The 15,441-nt window shown below is 58.7% G+C and carries 14 protein-coding genes; 9 read left to right on the top strand and 5 right to left on the bottom strand.

Translation table 11 applies throughout. The annotated features are described in order from the left end of the window. Nucleotides 1-382: 382 nt before the first annotated feature. Nucleotides 383-2,074: a DNA repair protein RecN gene (gene recN, locus KFE13_RS00805; protein WP_260705233.1), complete on the bottom strand. Its 1,692-nt coding sequence runs from the start codon at nucleotides 2,072-2,074 to the stop codon at nucleotides 383-385. Nucleotides 2,075-2,199: 125 nt separating this feature from the next. Here recN and panB point away from each other — a divergent pair, with 125 nt between their 5' ends. The 5 genes from panB (at nucleotide 2,200) to KFE13_RS00780 (ending at nucleotide 6,110) form a co-directional block, all read left to right on the top strand. After that, nucleotides 2,200-3,093, top strand: coding sequence for a 3-methyl-2-oxobutanoate hydroxymethyltransferase (gene panB / locus KFE13_RS00800; RefSeq protein ID WP_260705232.1), 894 nt, complete (start codon nucleotides 2,200-2,202; stop codon nucleotides 3,091-3,093). Nucleotides 3,094-3,097: 4 nt separating this feature from the next. Continuing rightward, the gene (gene panC, locus KFE13_RS00795; protein ID WP_260705231.1) at nucleotides 3,098-3,958 is read left to right on the top strand and encodes a pantoate--beta-alanine ligase; all 861 of its coding nucleotides are present in this window, start codon (nucleotides 3,098-3,100) and stop codon (nucleotides 3,956-3,958) included. Between the two features lie 134 nt (nucleotides 3,959-4,092). Next, nucleotides 4,093-4,896 (top strand): MotA/TolQ/ExbB proton channel family protein, encoded by an 804-nt coding sequence (locus tag KFE13_RS00790; protein WP_260705230.1) that lies wholly within the window; start codon nucleotides 4,093-4,095, stop codon nucleotides 4,894-4,896. A gap of 2 nt (nucleotides 4,897-4,898) precedes the next feature. Beyond that, nucleotides 4,899-5,312, top strand: coding sequence for an ExbD/TolR family protein (locus KFE13_RS00785; protein WP_260705229.1), 414 nt, complete (start codon nucleotides 4,899-4,901; stop codon nucleotides 5,310-5,312). Between the two features lie 6 nt (nucleotides 5,313-5,318). Next, nucleotides 5,319-6,110, top strand: a complete 792-nt coding sequence (locus tag KFE13_RS00780) for a TonB family protein (RefSeq protein WP_260705228.1) — start codon at nucleotides 5,319-5,321, stop codon at nucleotides 6,108-6,110. Nucleotides 6,111-6,213: 103 nt separating this feature from the next. Here KFE13_RS00780 and KFE13_RS00775 read toward each other — a convergent pair whose 3' ends face one another. Continuing rightward, entirely contained in the window at nucleotides 6,214-7,485 is a 1,272-nt protein-coding gene (locus tag KFE13_RS00775; RefSeq protein WP_260705227.1) for an enolase C-terminal domain-like protein, read from the bottom strand. A gap of 260 nt (nucleotides 7,486-7,745) precedes the next feature. Here KFE13_RS00775 and tolB point away from each other — a divergent pair, with 260 nt between their 5' ends. The 3 genes from tolB (at nucleotide 7,746) to KFE13_RS00760 (ending at nucleotide 11,038) form a co-directional block, all read left to right on the top strand. Then, on the top strand, nucleotides 7,746-9,119 hold the full coding sequence (tolB, locus tag KFE13_RS00770; protein ID WP_260705226.1) for a Tol-Pal system beta propeller repeat protein TolB: 1,374 nt from the start codon (nucleotides 7,746-7,748) through the stop codon (nucleotides 9,117-9,119). 90 nt (nucleotides 9,120-9,209) lie between these two features. Continuing rightward, nucleotides 9,210-9,971 carry an OmpA family protein gene (locus KFE13_RS00765; RefSeq protein WP_260705225.1) on the top strand — a complete coding sequence of 254 codons (762 nt, stop codon included), beginning with the start codon at nucleotides 9,210-9,212 and terminating at the stop codon, nucleotides 9,969-9,971. 122 nt (nucleotides 9,972-10,093) lie between these two features. Then, nucleotides 10,094-11,038 (top strand): tetratricopeptide repeat protein, encoded by a 945-nt coding sequence (locus tag KFE13_RS00760; protein ID WP_260705224.1) that lies wholly within the window; start codon nucleotides 10,094-10,096, stop codon nucleotides 11,036-11,038. A gap of 403 nt (nucleotides 11,039-11,441) precedes the next feature. Here KFE13_RS00760 and KFE13_RS00755 read toward each other — a convergent pair whose 3' ends face one another. Both KFE13_RS00755 and KFE13_RS00750 read right to left on the bottom strand, forming a co-directional pair. After that, nucleotides 11,442-13,352, bottom strand: coding sequence for an ABC transporter ATP-binding protein (locus KFE13_RS00755; protein WP_390891591.1), 1,911 nt, complete (start codon nucleotides 13,350-13,352; stop codon nucleotides 11,442-11,444). 100 nt (nucleotides 13,353-13,452) lie between these two features. Continuing rightward, nucleotides 13,453-13,827: a hypothetical protein gene (locus KFE13_RS00750; RefSeq protein ID WP_260705222.1), complete on the bottom strand. Its 375-nt coding sequence runs from the start codon at nucleotides 13,825-13,827 to the stop codon at nucleotides 13,453-13,455. 184 nt (nucleotides 13,828-14,011) lie between these two features. On the opposite strand from KFE13_RS00750, the gene KFE13_RS00745 reads away from it, so the two are divergent. Next, the gene (locus KFE13_RS00745) at nucleotides 14,012-14,455 is read left to right on the top strand and encodes a CBS domain-containing protein (RefSeq protein ID WP_260705221.1); all 444 of its coding nucleotides are present in this window, start codon (nucleotides 14,012-14,014) and stop codon (nucleotides 14,453-14,455) included. 4 nt (nucleotides 14,456-14,459) lie between these two features. On the opposite strand, the gene KFE13_RS00740 is transcribed toward KFE13_RS00745, so the two are convergent. Next, the gene (locus tag KFE13_RS00740; RefSeq protein WP_260705220.1) at nucleotides 14,460-15,368 is read right to left on the bottom strand and encodes an SCO family protein; all 909 of its coding nucleotides are present in this window, start codon (nucleotides 15,366-15,368) and stop codon (nucleotides 14,460-14,462) included. Nucleotides 15,369-15,441 lie beyond the last annotated feature (73 nt).

The following is a 15,441-nucleotide window of genomic DNA, read 5'->3' as shown; positions in this document are numbered from 1 at the left end:
GTATACCGCGTTTGGCTGCTTAAAGACTCGAAAGTTGAACCATTCGAGGTGCATAGCAGACCGTATCCGCTTGACAAACAAGCAGGACTTGCCGTCTGCAACTTACTCTGCCGCCATGCGGCAAACTCTCATGTCAAGGGCCCAGGAGCAATCAGGCATTGCACCCCGGGTGTCCGCATTGGCACCGCAGGGTCATAAACTTCTTGGCATCTTCACACTGCGTGGAACAGTACTTCGATCCCGGTTGGGCCATACAGTTGCAACCTGCCGTCGCGCATTTCTGGGGAGTCGTCGAGGCCATGAGAAAGGTCCCTCCAGCAGACCTTATTTATCTGCTCAGATGCTGCCTCATCGAAACCGGGATGTGCGGTTATCGCAGGTTTTAACGGCTCATCTCCAGCAGATGTTCGGCATGTTTCAGGCTGGTTTCGGTCAGCTTCTCGCCGCTCAGCATCCGGGCGATCTCGCGTGTACGCTCTCCGGCATCCATCCGCCGAATCTCTGTCTGCGTCCGCCCCCGCTTCTCGGTCTTCTCGATCAGAAAATGCTGATCTGCAAGCGCAGCAATCTGCGGCAGATGCGTAATGCACAGTACCTGCTGGCCACGTGAGAGCGTCTTCAGCTTCTTGCCGACGGCCTCCGCAGCTCGGCCGCCAATGCCAATGTCGATCTCATCGAATACCAGCGTCCTGGGCAGTGGAGCCTTCTTCTTTTTCCCTGCCCCCTGCACGCCCTCTTCAACCGTCACCTTCAGCGCCAGCATCACGCGCGACATCTCGCCACCCGAAGCGATCTCATCGAGCGGCTTCAACGGCTCGCCCGCGTTCGTGGCAATGCGGTATTCCACCTGATCCCAGCCATGTGCCGTCCAGTTCTCAGGAGACTCCTCCGGCGTGACGCCGACCTCAAACTTCGTGCTCATCGCCAGATCGTTGATCTGCGCGACGGCCAGCTTCTCAATCCGTTTCGCCGCCTCGCGACGCACTGCCGTCAACTTCATAGCCGCTGCACGATACGCCGCGGCGTCCTTTTCCTGTTTTGCCTTCAACTCCACCAGCAGAGCATCGCGGTTCTCCACCTCAGCCAGCTTACGTGCCGAATCAGCCCCATAAGCCATCACCTCGGCCAACGTCTGTCCATACTTCCTCTTCAACCGATCAAGCTGCGCCAGCCTGTCCTCGATCTCCTCCAGCCGCCCCGGCGATGCGTTAATGTTCTCCGCGAACTCCCGCACCTCTGCGGCTACGTCCTCTACGATGGCTTTCGCCGCGGCCAGCTGCTGCGAAGGCCCTGCAAATCGGTCGTCGAAGCGGGCCAGGTCCTCCAGATGCTTCAGAGCAGAGCCCAGCGTCGTCTCCGCAGCGCTCTCGCTCTCATACAGCAGCTCATGCGCACTCATCGCCGCCGTATACAGACGTTCGGAGTTCGCCAGCACGCGCTTTTCCGCCTCAAGTTGCGTGTCCTCATCCTCTGCCGTCAGCGAGGCCTGCTCGATCTCCTTCGCCTGAAACCGCCATAGATCGGCCATCCGCAGCCGGTCCTGCTCATCGATCTCCAGAACACGCAGCTTCTCTGCCGTCTCACGCCACATGGCATAGGCCTCGGCAACGGCATCGGTTGAAATCTCGCCGAACCGGTCCAGCAGCGTCCGCTGCTGCGCCTGATCGAATGAGCCCAGCGTCTCTCCCTGCGAGTGCACCAGCGCAAGCTCCGGTGCAAGCTGACGCAGCACGCTTACCGTGGCCTGCTGGTTGTTGATAAAGACGCGGCCCTTGCCGTTCGCGCCAATCTCGCGCCGCAGCAGAACGTGGTCATCCTCTGTATCGATCCCGTTGGCCTCAAGTACCGCCGAAGCCCCCGGCGTCAACTCGAACACACATGCCAGCACCGCTCGCTCTTCCCCGTGACGAACAATATCCGACGACGCTTTGCCGCCCAGCAGCATCTGCAGCGCGTCAATCAGGATCGACTTGCCCGCGCCCGTCTCACCTGTCATCAGGTTCAGCCCCGGTCCAAAGCTCGCCACCGCCCGGTCGATCACAGCATAGTTTTCCGCGCGTAACTCGAGCAGCATCTCTCAGGCCTCATCCAATACGTAACGCGAGAATAGCAAACCCAGGGTAAGGCGGCATCCGTCATTTATACTCAGAGTCACTCGGACCTCATCCAGCCTCGCTGGAGCGGCATCGGGAGGATTCAATGAGTCTCACGCAACCGCAGAACCCACCTTCCGGGACTGCGCCAAAGATCACCGCCAGTTCCCTCCTTCTCAAAAAGCAATCTGGCCAGCCCATCACGGCGCTGACGGCATATGACTACTCCACCGCTCGCTTCATCGATGAAGCCGGGATCGATGTCATTCTCGTCGGTGACTCGTTGGGGATGACCGTCCTCGGCTACGAGAACACGCTTCCAGTCACGATGGAGGAGATGCTGCATCATGCACACGCCGTCGGACGCGGGGCACGTTCCGCCTTCCTCGTCGGCGACATGCCATACGGCAGCTACCATGCTTCGATCAGCAGGGCGACCGAAAATGCTCTGCGCTTCATTAAGGAAGCGGGCATGGCAGCCATCAAGATCGAAGGCGGAGCAAGCCGCGCGTCTCTTGTCGAGCACCTGACCTCGTCGGAGGTTGCCGTCGTCGGCCATATCGGCCTCACGCCTCAGTCGCTCCATCGCATGGGCGGATACAAAGTTCAGGGGATATCCGCCGTCTCGATGGAGACGCTGCTCTCCGACGCTCTCTCGCTCGAAGCCGCTGGAGCCGTTGCTCTCGTCCTCGAAGGCATGCCGCGTGAGCTCGCTGCACGCATCACCCGCGTACTTAAAATCCCCACCATCGGCATCGGTGCAGGACCGGACTGCGATGGTCAGATTCTCGTCTTTCACGACCTCTTCAACCTCACCTTCTCGCCTCCGGCGAAGTTCGTCCGGCGCTATGCCGATGCGTCGCAGCTATTCCGCGACGGCATCGCACGGTATCGCGAAGACGTTTGCGCACGGACATTTCCCAGCGATAGCGAGAGCTATCACCTTCCCGGTGAAGTCAAGAAAGCAACGGAAGATCAACCAGAGCTTGCAAAGGCATAGCTGCATGCGCATTCTTACTACGATCCAGGAGATGCGGCTGGCATGCCGGCAAGCGCGCCACAACGCCGGAGCAGACTCCTCGCTCGCCCTCGTCCCCACCATGGGAGCCATTCATCAGGGCCACCTCTCTCTCGTCGAAGCCGCCAGAGAAGAGTGCGATGTGGTCGCAGCGTCCATCTTCGTCAATCCTCTCCAGTTTGGCCCCACAGAAGACTTTGCCCGCTATCCACGCACCTTCGACGACGACTGCGCGAAATTCTCCGCCGCTGGAGTCGATCTGCTCTTTGCTCCGGCTCCCGAGGAGATGTATCCCGCAGGAGCAACCACCTTCGTCGAGGTCGCTAAACTCAGCGAGCGCCTGGATGGCGCCTCGCGCCCCGGTCATTTTCGCGGCGTCGCTACCGTCGTTAACAAGCTCTTCCATATCGTCAGTCCCGACGTCGCTTTTTTCGGACAAAAAGACGCGTCGCAGGTTGCCGTTCTGCAGGCAATGGTCCGCGATCTCAATCTTCCCATTCGTATCGCCGTCTGCCCCATCGTCCGCGAAGCCGACGGACTCGCCATGAGCTCGCGCAATCGTTATCTCTCGCCCGAACAGCGCACCCAGGCGCTGGCGCTCTGTCGCGCTCTCAGGCATGTCGAGGAGCGCATTCATCAAGGCGAAACCTCCGCCGCAATTCTTCGCGCCGCAGCCGCAGAAGAGCTCAGCCGCGAACCTGCGTTGCGGCTCGATTACATCGAAATTGTTGATCCGAATACACTCGAACCCGCTACCTCTGTCGTCGCTGGAACACTCATCGCGCTTGCAGCATGGGTCGGTGAGACACGACTGATCGACAACCTGCGCGTCGCACTGGCACCGTGACGCGTTGATTCGACGATGGCTCCACATCGACACACGAACTCAGTCATATGGAACAAGGCCGCATCACGGCGGATTCCCCACACCATCCCACCGCGTCTAACGATTTACACTAGCCTCTGGTGGACAAAACACATATGGTCTGGACCCTAGCTTTAGCTCTTCACTTCCTGCAGGAAGACGCCGCCTCCGCTCCGCCCGTCGCCGCCAGCACAAGTGCGATCGGCGAAATGATCCACAACAGCGGCCCGGTCGCCTTTACCGTGCTTGTGCTGCTTCTGCTTGCGAGCATCTTCTCCTGGACGATCATGCTCTCCAAGTGGTCCAGCTTCCGCCGTGCGCAGGTGCAGGGACAGCGCTTTGTCCGCGCCTTCCGCAAATCCAGCCGCCTCAGCGAAGTCGCAGCCGTCGCCGACCAGTTCCGGCCCAGCCCGCTCGTCGCCGTCTTCAACGAGATTCACGACGAGTATCAGCGCCAGAACGGCGGACGCGGTCTTCCCCGCAATCCCGTAGCGCTCGAGCGTGCCGCGCAGACCGCATCCAGCGAAGCCCTCACAGCCATGGAGAGCCGCATGACCTGGCTCGCCACCATCGCCGCCATCGCCCCCTTCATCGGACTCTTCGGCACCGTCTGGGGCATCATCGATGCCTTCCACGGACTCGGCACCGCAGGCGCCGCCACACTTCGTGCCGTCGCACCCGGCATCTCCGAGGCGCTCATCACCACCGCTGCCGGCCTCGTCGTCGCGATCCCCGCCGTTATCGGCTACAACCAGCTCACCGCCCGTCTTCGCGAATTCGGCTCGCGCATGGACGACTTCGGCCGCGAGTTGCTCAACGCCATCGAGAACGCGGCAATGCTCTCGCCAAACCAGCCGCAACCTCCCACCACCACAACCTACGCCCCTGCTGAGGAGCCGCCACGCCGGAGGGCCTTCTAGCCATGGCCTTCTCTGCGAAAGGACGCACACAGACCGCGCTCGCCGAAATCAACATCACGCCGCTGGTCGACGTCGTGCTGGTGCTGCTGCTCATCTTCATGCTCACCGCCCCCGTGCTCCAGTCCGGCATCGACGTCGCCATCCCGAAGACACGGACCGTCAACCAGGTCACCGATGAGCGCATGGTCGTCACCATCGACCGCGACCAGAATGTCTTCCTCCAGGACAAGCCCGTTAACGTCAACGAGCTTCCCGCGCGCCTGCGCTCCACCGGGAAAGGTGATCCCGCCAAGCGTGTGATCTATCTGCGCGCCGATGAGCGTGTTCCCTTTGGCGCCTTCGCCTCTGTCATGGATGCCGTCAAGCAGGCCGGCATCACCAACATCAGCATCGTTACACGACCAATCGAGAAGTAATCGCGCATGGCCACCGATCTCCGCTGGATTCACGACGAGCACCCCGCAGGCGACAACCTGCGCGGCAACTTCTTCGGCTCACTCGTACTCCACGCCGCCATCGCCGGACTCATCATCGGTCTCGCCTACTTCCATAACCGCGGCCAGAACTGGGGCGAAAACGCCGCCGAAGCTGGTGCCATCCAGGCCACCATGGTTTCTTCCCTGCCGCTCCCGCCCAGGCAGCGCGAACTCGACACCGGCGTACTCACCTCGGAATCGCCAAGCCCCGCGCCCGTTGTCGCAAAGGAAAAGACCGAGCCTCCTCCCAAGCCGGATGAGGTTGCCGTACCGGAGAAAACCAAGCCGGTGAAGCAAGCTCCGCAGCCTACACCCGCGCCGCCAAAGCATCCGCAGCCTACGCCGCCGCAGCCCACCAAGGCTGCGACCGGCGAGACCGCAGGTATTCGCATCCCGCAGTCCACCATCGAGCTTAAAAACGGCACCGCTTCGGCCATGGTGCAGGACCGCACCTTCGGCGCGCGCTTCGCCTACTACGTCAACATCGTCAATCGCACCGTCGCGCAGAACTGGTACACGCAGGAGGCCGACCCGCGCGCCTCCGTCGGCAAGAGCGTCACCGTCCTCTTCGACATCGATCGTTCCGGTGCGCCCTCGAATCCGCGCCTCCAGACTCGTTCCGGTTCGCCTTCGCTGGACACCTCCGCCATGCGCGCTGTCCAGCGTGTCGAAAGCTTCGGCCCCCTGCCCGCTGGTGACCACATCACGGTCGAGTACACCTTTCACTACACGCAATAGCAGAACGACGCAGAGTGGGTTCTAAGCAGCGTACCGACCCGATACACGGCGTCATTCCAACCGGAGTGCAAAACACGGAGTGGAGAAATCGGCTCCTCTATCGCTACTGTTTGATCACGGTTCCATCCAGCCTGCGAATCTCTCCCCACCCGCCATTCAATCCGTTCCTGCCCGAAGTAAACGGCGACTTCGCAGCCTCTTTCTCATCCACCTCAATGCCCCACCCCGGAGCTTCGTTCACCCACAGATACCCATCCTTCATCTGCGGACATCCATGAAAGATCGCCTGGCTCCGCTCATTGAACGGCGAGTACTCCTGAATCCCAAAGTTAGGACTCACAATATCGAGCGTGATCTGGGCCATATGTCCTACCGGCGAAACATCGCCCGGCCCGTGCCATGCCGTCTTCACGCCATACTGCTCGGCGAGAATCGCGATCTTCCGCGCCGGACTCAGCCCACCGACCTGCGACAGGTGACAACGGATGTAATCGATCAACCTTCCCTCAATCAGCGGCTGCCACTCATGCGGACTGTTGAATAGCTCGCCCATCGCCAGCGGCGTCGCACAGTTCTCGCGAATCTGCTTGAAGTACGCAATGTCTTCCGGCGACAGCGGATCTTCGACGAAGAACAGTTTGAACTTCTCTACGTCCTTGCAGAACTGCACTGCCTGATTCGGCGAAACCCGCTCGTGCATGTCGTGCAACAGGTTCACCTCCTCGCCCAGCTCCTGCCTGCAAACCTCAAATAACTTCAACGCCCGGCGAATATATGCCAGCGGTTCGAACAGTGGCTTATCGTGCAGCGGTTTGTAATGCGTCGTCGCATTACCACGTGCCGAACCATACCCCGCCATCCCCGGCACGCCGATCTGCACGCGCACATTGCGGAATCCCTGATCGATGTACCTCTTCGCCGAAGCCACCACATCGGCGTACTCTGCTCCATCCGCATGCGCATAGGTATCCACGGCCTCACGCACCTTGCCGCCCAGAAGCTGATACACCGGCATCCCAGCCTGACGCCCCTTGATGTCCCACAACGCCTGATCGATTCCGCTGATCGCGTTGTTCAGCACCGGGCCATTCTTCCAGTACGAGCTGTCATAGCACGCCTGCCAGATATCCTCGATGCGGTCGGTCGTCTTCCCCAGCAGAAACGGCTTCAGATACTTCTCCACCGCAGGTTTCACCAGGTCGGCACGCTGCGTAAACGTCGCGCATCCATAGCCATAAAGACCATCCTGGTCCGTCGTGATCTTCACCACCGTCAGCCGCACACCCGCAGGCTCGCACTCAATCACGCTGATGTCGCGAATCTTCGGCGAGCTCATGCCTCGCGTCGCGCGTGCTACTTCCTGCTCTGCCTTCATAGCAGGCGCCAGATTTGTAATTGCACTCGCCGCCGCTAACTTAAACAACTGCCGCCTATGCATGGACATCACTCTCCCGCTCTTCGATCAAGGTAGAAATAAATCTGAAATAGATTCCCCGTGTTATAGCCGGACCAGGTAACCACTCTTACCTCGGCACCGGCATTCTACTGATTTCTCATGCCGTTTATCGGCAGTATTTATTTTGATTCCTTAAACAAGCACCCATTCCGCGCTGCTTTGCGTCTACGATAAAAGAGATGACTTTTCGTCCTGTTCGTTCTCTGGCCCAACTGACTCGCTTTGTTCTTGCCGCCATCGCGGCACTGGCTCTGTCATCCGCCTCCGCCACGCTGCATGCGCAGGACTGGTTCAAGACCGAGACATCCTCCGGCGTCTCCAACATCCGTCTCGCCACCGCCGACTTCAAAGCCGCCTCCTCCGATCCGCAGACCATCCCGTTGAAGCGTACCTTCGACACCACGCTCTTCAATGACCTCACCAACGCCGGCATCTTCGACATGGTCTCGAAGTCGATGCTCCCGCAGGCAACGCCCGGCGCACCCAACGAGATCAACCTCGCGCAATGGTCCGCCGCTCCAACCTCAGCAGCCATGGTTGCCTTCGGAGCCCTCAGCACATCCGGCGGACGCCTCTCTGTCTCGGGCTTCCTCTTCGATGCCAAGAACGCGCAGTTCCCGCAGGTACTCGCCAAGCAGTACAACGAAGAGGCCAGCGAAGACATGGCGCGCCAGATCGCGCATCGCTTCGCAGACGAGATCATCTTCCGCCTCGGTGGCGGGGTCCCCGGCATCGCCGAAACCAAGATCTACTACGTCAAAGTCTCTGGCCCCAACAAAGAGATCTGGGCGATGGACTACGACGGAGCCAACCAGCACCCCATCACGCATCTCGGCACCGTCTCCATCTCGCCGCGCATCTCGCCCGACAACAGCCGCATCGCTTTCTCTTCGCTTGGCCGCGACGGCTTCCAGATCCGCATGTACTCCCTGCTGCTCAACCGCGTCGTCAACTTCCCCTTAGCAGGAGGAACCAATCTCTCCCCCGCATGGTCGCCCAACGGACGCGACATCGCCTTCTCTTCCTCGCGTTCCGGCGATCCTGAACTCTATATCGCCGACTCCAACGGCGGCGGCTCGCGCCGCATCACCAGCTTCCGCGGCCCCGACGTCTCGCCCGTCTTCAATCCCAAGACCGGCTCGCAGATCGCGTGGATCAGCGGACGCACCGGCCTGCCTCAGCTCTACATCATGGACACCGACGGCTCCGCCGTCACCCGCATGACCGACGGCGGATACGCCACCTCTCCATCCTGGTCCCCCAACGGACAGTTCATCGCCTTCGCCTGGAACCGCAAGTACGGTCCCGGCGCACCCGGCGGACAGGACATCTACGTGATGGAGGTTGCCACCAAGCGGTGGATTCAGGTGACCCACGACATCGGTCGTTGCGACTTCCCCTCCTGGTCGCCTGACGGTCGACATCTCGTCTTTGCCAACTCCCCGAATGGCCGCGCCTCCAGCTCGCGGATCATCTCGATGTTGGCTGACGGCACGGGACGCAAAACGCTCACAGAAGCGGGCGCCGACATGCCGAACTGGAGCTGGAAGTAGCCATCCTTATCTGCGAGATAATGGTGTTCGACACGAGATCGCAGACTAACTTCGAACCTTGATTTTCTGACCTACAAGCAGGAGAGACTCATGATCGCACTGGAAACACGTTATCGCAGGGCCATTGCAGCGGCAGCCGTCGCCATCGCCCTGAGCGCCGTCACTGGTTGCCACAAAAAGGACAAGGCCGTAAACCCGGCATCGCTCGGGCCCGCTCCCGTAGCGGCTCCGGCGCCTACAGCCACCCTGTCGGCCGATCCTCTGACCATCGATCTGGGTCAGTCTGTCGTGCTCAACTGGCGCACGCAGAACGCCACAACCGTCACCATCGACGGCATCGGCGAAGTACAGGCAAACGGTACGCAGACCGTTACGCCCGCCAACTCCACCAACTTCCATCTCACCGCCAAGGGTGACGGCGGCACCACAGAGGCTAATGTGCGCGTCACGGTTCGCGTCCCCACTGCTCCCGCAGCTTCGACCGACAACGGTGACATGGGCTCCGAAGCTGCCTTCCATCAGAACGTGCAGGACATCTTCTTCGATTACGACAGCTACGACCTGCGTCCCGATGCCCAGAGCTCGGCGCAGACCGCTGCTGCGTACCTCAACGCTCACACCGGCATCAAGCTCGTCATCGGCGGCTACTGCGACGAGCGTGGTTCGGCTGAATATAACCTCGCGCTCGGCGAGAACCGCGCCAACTCTGCGAAGACGGCACTCGTCAACGCCGGCGTCGCTGCATCCCGCATCCGCGTGATCAGCTACGGCAAAGAGAAGCAGTTCTGCACCGAGCAGAATGAGAGCTGCTGGCAGCAGAACCGCCGCGCGCAGTTCTCCATGGATCGCTAATCACGGCTCGCTAAAACACGCTTTATCGCCACATAATGAATAGAATCCGCTCAGCCCTCGCATTCCGACCGACGCGAGGGCTGAGCCGTCCAACAACCGGCACAAAATCTGAGAGAGCACCTATGACCCTCCGCAAACTCACACTCCCCTCCGCCGTCCTTGCCGCGGCCCTCATCCTGCCGGCTTCGCCTGCCTTTGCCGTCAGCAAAGAGATGGTGCAGCTCCAGACGCAGGTGCAGCAGCTCCAGGATGCCGTCGCACGTCTCCAGCAATCGAACGACGAGCGTATGGGCGTTATGAAAGACCTCATCCAGCAGAGCGCCGACTCCGTCAACCGCATGTCCTCCAAGATCGACACGCTGGAAAAACAGCTCCAGACACGGCAGGATGCGCAGAACGGCAAGCTCGACCAGGTCTCCGGACAAATCCAGTCCCTCAACGACTCGCTCGATGAGATGAAGGCACGTCTCGCGCGCCTCGAAAAGCTCATGCAGGACGTCCAGAGTCAGCAGCAGTCGATCAACGCCACCATGCCCCCGGCAACCGCGACTCCGATGGACAATGCAGCGCCTCCGGCCGCTACGCAGCCCGCAACCCCTGGCAAAAAAGGCAAGCCGTCCGCTGGAACCCCCGTATCGGCCCTCCCGGAGGCTCCGTCAACTCCGGCTGCACCTCCTGTCGACGATCTCTATAAGACCGCGCTCGGCGATTACATGGGGGCGAAGTATCAGCTCGCCTCCTCCGAGTTCTCCGATGTCATCCGCTACTACCCCAACCACACGCTCTCCGGCAACGCCTCGTACTATCAGGGCGAGATCGCTTACCGCGCCGGTCACTACGAAGACGCCATCAAGAACTATGACCGCGTCATCGAGCAGTTCCCCGACAACAGCAAAGTCGCTGTCTCTCACCTGCATAAGGGGCAGGCGCTCATCGCGCTCAAGCAGAACGACGCAGGCGTCCGCGAGCTGCGCGCCCTCATCCAGCGCTATCCCAACTCACCCGAAGCCATGCAGGCCCGCAGCAAGCTCAGCGGCATGGGCGTCACCGTCACTCCTCGCCGCTAACTCCCAAACCCTCCCCAAAGTACCAAGCCTCAAAGCCTTCCCTCGCGCTTACAATCCCCCTCTTTCCGTAGCGTGTCATTCCGAGCGAAGGCGAAACCGCATTTGTCTGCGGTCAAATTACTCTTTCTGCCCACCCATCCCACCAAAACCTGTCAAGCCCCCTGAAAGCTCAACTCATTGATTCCAAATGAAATAAACTTTATTAAATCTGCCGATTAGTTTCGCTCCGCTTGCTACACTTAAATCAGCAGAACAAAGAAAGCCCCGGCCAAAGGTCCGGGGCTAACTCGTTCAGAATCAATATTTTTACCCTTAACTCCTTTGTATCGAATATTTTGCCTTGTGCAAAACCAGCAATCGATTGAATACAAATAGTTTATGGAAACAGATAGGGGGGAGGGGGTCAGGCCTTCGACGTCTCCGCCTCTTCGATCGTGTCTCCCTCGCCCGGAGCCAGGAAGAGATTCGTCTCCAGCCCATGCTGGCGCGTGTAGAGATCGTAGTAGCGTCCGCCAAGCGCATAAAGCGAATCGTGCATTCCCCGCTCTACGATGTTGCCCTGCTCAACCACAAGGATCTGATCGGCGCGGCGGATCGTCGAAAGACGATGCGCAATGACAAATGTCGTTCGCCCCTTCATCAGGTGATTCAGTCCGCTCTGAATCATCGCCTCCGACTCCGAATCGAGCGAGCTGGTCGCCTCATCGAGGATCAGAATGCGCGGATCGGCCAGAATCGCACGAGCAATCGAGAGCCGCTGTCGCTGCCCTCCTGAAAGCTTCACGCCACGCTCGCCAACAATGGTTTCGTAACCATCCTCGAACCGCTCCGCAAATTCGTCCACGCGAGCGATCCGGCAAGCCTCAAGAAACTGCTCTTCCGTCGCCGCCGGATGCGAGAAGAGAATGTTTTCGCGAATCGTACCGTCAAACAGGAAGGTCTCCTGCAGCACAACGCCAAGCTGGCTGCGATAGCTCGAAAGCCGAACCGTCGCCAGATCGATGCCGTCTACCAGAACCTGACCGCTTGTCGCCGTGTGAAAAGCACAGATCAGCGAGATGATCGTCGACTTACCCGATCCTGACGACCCAACCAAAGCCGTCACCGTACCCGGATGCGACTCAAAGCTGATGCCATGCAGCACTTCCTTGTTGTTCTCATAGGCGAAAGTCACATCGCGAAAAGCAACATCGCCTTGGATCACACCAAGTTCACGCGTTCGAACCGGATCAGCGTCTTCCGTGGGTTCTGAGAGAATCTCCGTTGTGCGATCCAGTCCCGCAACCGCTTCAGTCAACTGCGTGCCAATCGAAACAAGCTGCACGATAGGCGCGATCATGAATGCCAGAAACATGACATACGTAACATAACCGCCGGTCGTCAGCTTCCCCGCAACCACCTGATGCGCGCCCAGATACATAATCAACGCACCAACAATGCCAAGCACCGCCGTTGACGCTAGCGACATCAACGATTGCGCCGTAAGCGACGAGATGACGTTCTTCAGCAAGCGGTTCGCGCCCTTGGAGAAGACTTCGGCCTCACTCGCCTCAGCGTGATAGCCCTTCACCACGCGAACTCCACCCAGCGATTCGGTAAGCCTGCCTGTAACCTCGGCGTTGATCTTCGATCGCTCGCGGAAGATCGGACGAATCGTCTTGAAAGCTCGCTGCAGAATCAGGCCAAAGATCACCAGAATCACAAAGGTCACCAGCGTCATCTGCACGCTGAGATGGATCAGATAGCCGAAGGCAAACAGCGCCGTCAGCACACCACCGAAGAAGTCGATTACGCCCGTGCCGATCAGATTGCGAACGCCTTCAACGTCCGTCATGATACGAGCGACAAGTGTTCCAGTGCGGTTCTCATCGTAAAAGGCAACGGGAAGCCAGCCAATATGAGCCTGCACTTTCATGCGCAGCTCCGCGATCAACCGCTGGCCTTCCATCGAAAGCAGTTGCGTAAGCGTAAATGAGGTAATTCCCTGAATAATCGTCGCTGCTGCAACAACTCCGACAATGATCGGCAATTGGTTCAGCAGGTGCTTTCCCATCACGTTGTCGATCAGGTAGCGCGTCGAAGCCGGAAGAATCAGTCCGCTGGCACGGTTGATGACCATTAGCAGGAAGCTGCCGCCAAGCAGCAGCCGTCGAGGCTTGATCAGCTTCCATACCTCCGGAAGCACCTTCTTGAGCTTTGGTTTAGGCCGTGAAGCCGTCAGATCGGCAGATGTCGCACGACCGGTATTTCGTGAGGGACGATCAGCTGCCTTCATTCCAGGAGCTCCGAAGTTCGACGGACCGATTGAGGGCATCTTGTTAGCAGTGTACGCCTGTGCAGGCTTCGAGCTTTGTGTAGCTTGCGTGTCGTCGCATAGATGGCATGGCTCATCCATAAGCTTAGAAATGCATTCTTTAGCTGGTCTTTAGTCGTGCATTGATAAAGGAACGGATGCAAAAAAGGACATAGATCAGGCACATCAGTGACATGGCAGCTTTTTCAACGACTGCGGCAGGACGAGCAACCTCAACGCCGCGCGAGAGCTTGAACGCGCTGATATCGGCGGGGATCGTGCTCAGAAACAGGAGCAAAGCTACCGTAACCGAAATGTGCATCCACAACATACGCTTCTTTGAGTCGCTGGTATTAGCCAATGAACCGAACAGAACAAACAGCAAGCCAAGCCCGGCAGGAATCAGGGCCGTCGGATATTCGCTTCCTGTTGCAACAAACCCGAAGACAGCCAGAAGAATCAGCAGAACTCCAAACCCAATGGTCAGCTTTGCCATGAACGTAATGCCCTCTACCTTCCTTGTAACCGTTAGATCAATTTGGTGGTGGTGAAGGCTCAGAATAACTCATCTGTAAGGCTTAAAACGCTCTTTTGACCGAAGATCGTTCGGAGTTGCCAAAAGACGGTCCGCAGGGCTAAGCTTTGCTCCCCAAACCAACGACCGCAGCCAAGGAGCGCCAATGAGCGAACTGACAACGACAGTCGGCACGATTCTAAACAGAAAAGAACGCCATATCTGGACAACGGCTCCTGAAACATCCGTTTACGATTGTATGAAGATGATGGCGGACAAAGAGATCGGTGCCCTGCTGGTGATGCGTGGCGACGAACTAGCAGGCGTCATCTCGGAGAGAGACTACGCACGCAAAGTTATCCTACAGGGACGATCATCGCGGGACACAGCCGTCTCGGAAATCATGAGCAGCCCCGCCATCTGCGTCTCCCGCGAGCACACGATAGGCGATTGCATGCACATTATGACCAAGAACCGCATACGGCATCTCCCTGTCCACGATCGCGATAAGGTGGTCGGCGTCATTTCCATTGGAGACCTGGTGAACTGGATCATCACCGAGCAGGAAGAAACGATCCGTCACCTGGAAGCCTACATCTGTAGCCAATGAAGGATTACGCTGCCGCAGCCTTCTGAATCGCAGCCAGAACATCGGCTGGCTTCCAGTCGTTCGTTGGGAACCATGCTGCAATCTTTCCATCCTTGCCAATGACAACGGTCGACAGCGAATGGTTGAGTGTCTTATTTTCGCCTGTCGTAACGCCGACACCAAAGTACTGCGTCACCTGCGGCAGGTCCTTCTCTGAGGGAGCAGCGAAGTCCCAGTGATCGAAGGTTTCCTTCGTATATTTGCCTGTATATGCTCCACCGTAACTGCGCAGTACCCCCGGCTTATCATAGGCAGGATCAAAACTGATGCTAAGCAGATGCGTCTTTGTGTAGAGGGCAGAATCCGCCGCGAGAGACTTGTCAATATCTGCGAAGTTCCGGCTCATGCGAGGACAGTAATCGGCTAACGGACAACGCGTATAGATAAAGGTTGCAACAAGCACCTTACCCTTGAACTGCTCCAGATGAATTGTTCGGCCGCTCTGATTCAGGAGCTTGAAATCGGGTACAGGATCGCCAACCTGTGGAACGTGATACTGGACTGCGGGTTTATAGTCGGGACGCGCCTGAGCAATGACGACGATATTGTCCAGCTCCGGGTCGCGAAAACCTGCATCGTCCTGTTGCACGATGATGCGTGCGGTAATGCGGTCTCCCGGATGCAGTTCGCTGACGATGGATGGGTCCTTCAACTTGTAAGGCATCGTCATCGCTTCCATAAAGCCGGGCACGGCTTCATGGTCGAGCGTCACATGCGTGGCATCGGTGCTGACGACTCTTCCCTTCACGGGAAAGGTCTTCTCCGGATATGTCTTTGCAGAGTTCGACAATCCGCTGCTGTGGCAGCCCGTGAAAGCCAGGCATGAGAGAGCAAACGCAAGGACAGGAACAGGCAATACAGAATTACGAGACACGGCACGACTCCTATATCGATGATACTTGCCTCTGTCGTTACCTTCCGTTGGAGAGCGGGTCTTTTCCTATATT

It is taken from the genome of Edaphobacter flagellatus (assembly GCF_025264665.1).
Classification (GTDB): Bacteria; Acidobacteriota; Terriglobia; order Terriglobales; family Acidobacteriaceae; genus Edaphobacter; species Edaphobacter flagellatus.
Note: the sequence above shows the minus strand (reverse complement) of the source record. Positions and strands in the feature narration are given on the sequence as shown.

Bases quoted from the DNA above. Each gene is read 5' to 3' on its own strand.
- panC (WP_260705231.1), top strand. From the start codon at position 3,098: ATGCGCATTCTTACTACGATCCAGGAGATGCGGCTGGCATGCCGGCAA.
- KFE13_RS00785 (WP_260705229.1), top strand. From the start codon at position 4,899: ATGGCCTTCTCTGCGAAAGGACGCACACAGACCGCGCTCGCCGAAATC.
- KFE13_RS00760 (WP_260705224.1), top strand. From the start codon at position 10,094: ATGACCCTCCGCAAACTCACACTCCCCTCCGCCGTCCTTGCCGCGGCC.
- tolB (WP_260705226.1), top strand. From the start codon at position 7,746: ATGACTTTTCGTCCTGTTCGTTCTCTGGCCCAACTGACTCGCTTTGTT.
- KFE13_RS00790 (WP_260705230.1), top strand. From the start codon at position 4,093: ATGGTCTGGACCCTAGCTTTAGCTCTTCACTTCCTGCAGGAAGACGCC.
- KFE13_RS00780 (WP_260705228.1), top strand. From the start codon at position 5,319: ATGGCCACCGATCTCCGCTGGATTCACGACGAGCACCCCGCAGGCGAC.
- KFE13_RS00765 (WP_260705225.1), top strand. From the start codon at position 9,210: ATGATCGCACTGGAAACACGTTATCGCAGGGCCATTGCAGCGGCAGCC.
- panB (WP_260705232.1), top strand. From the start codon at position 2,200: ATGAGTCTCACGCAACCGCAGAACCCACCTTCCGGGACTGCGCCAAAG.
- KFE13_RS00775 (WP_260705227.1), bottom strand. From the start codon at position 7,485: ATGAAGGCAGAGCAGGAAGTAGCACGCGCGACGCGAGGCATGAGCTCG.
- KFE13_RS00745 (WP_260705221.1), top strand. From the start codon at position 14,012: ATGAGCGAACTGACAACGACAGTCGGCACGATTCTAAACAGAAAAGAA.
- recN (WP_260705233.1), bottom strand. From the start codon at position 2,074: ATGCTGCTCGAGTTACGCGCGGAAAACTATGCTGTGATCGACCGGGCG.
- KFE13_RS00755 (WP_390891591.1), bottom strand. From the start codon at position 13,352: ATGCCCTCAATCGGTCCGTCGAACTTCGGAGCTCCTGGAATGAAGGCA.
- KFE13_RS00750 (WP_260705222.1), bottom strand. From the start codon at position 13,827: ATGGCAAAGCTGACCATTGGGTTTGGAGTTCTGCTGATTCTTCTGGCT.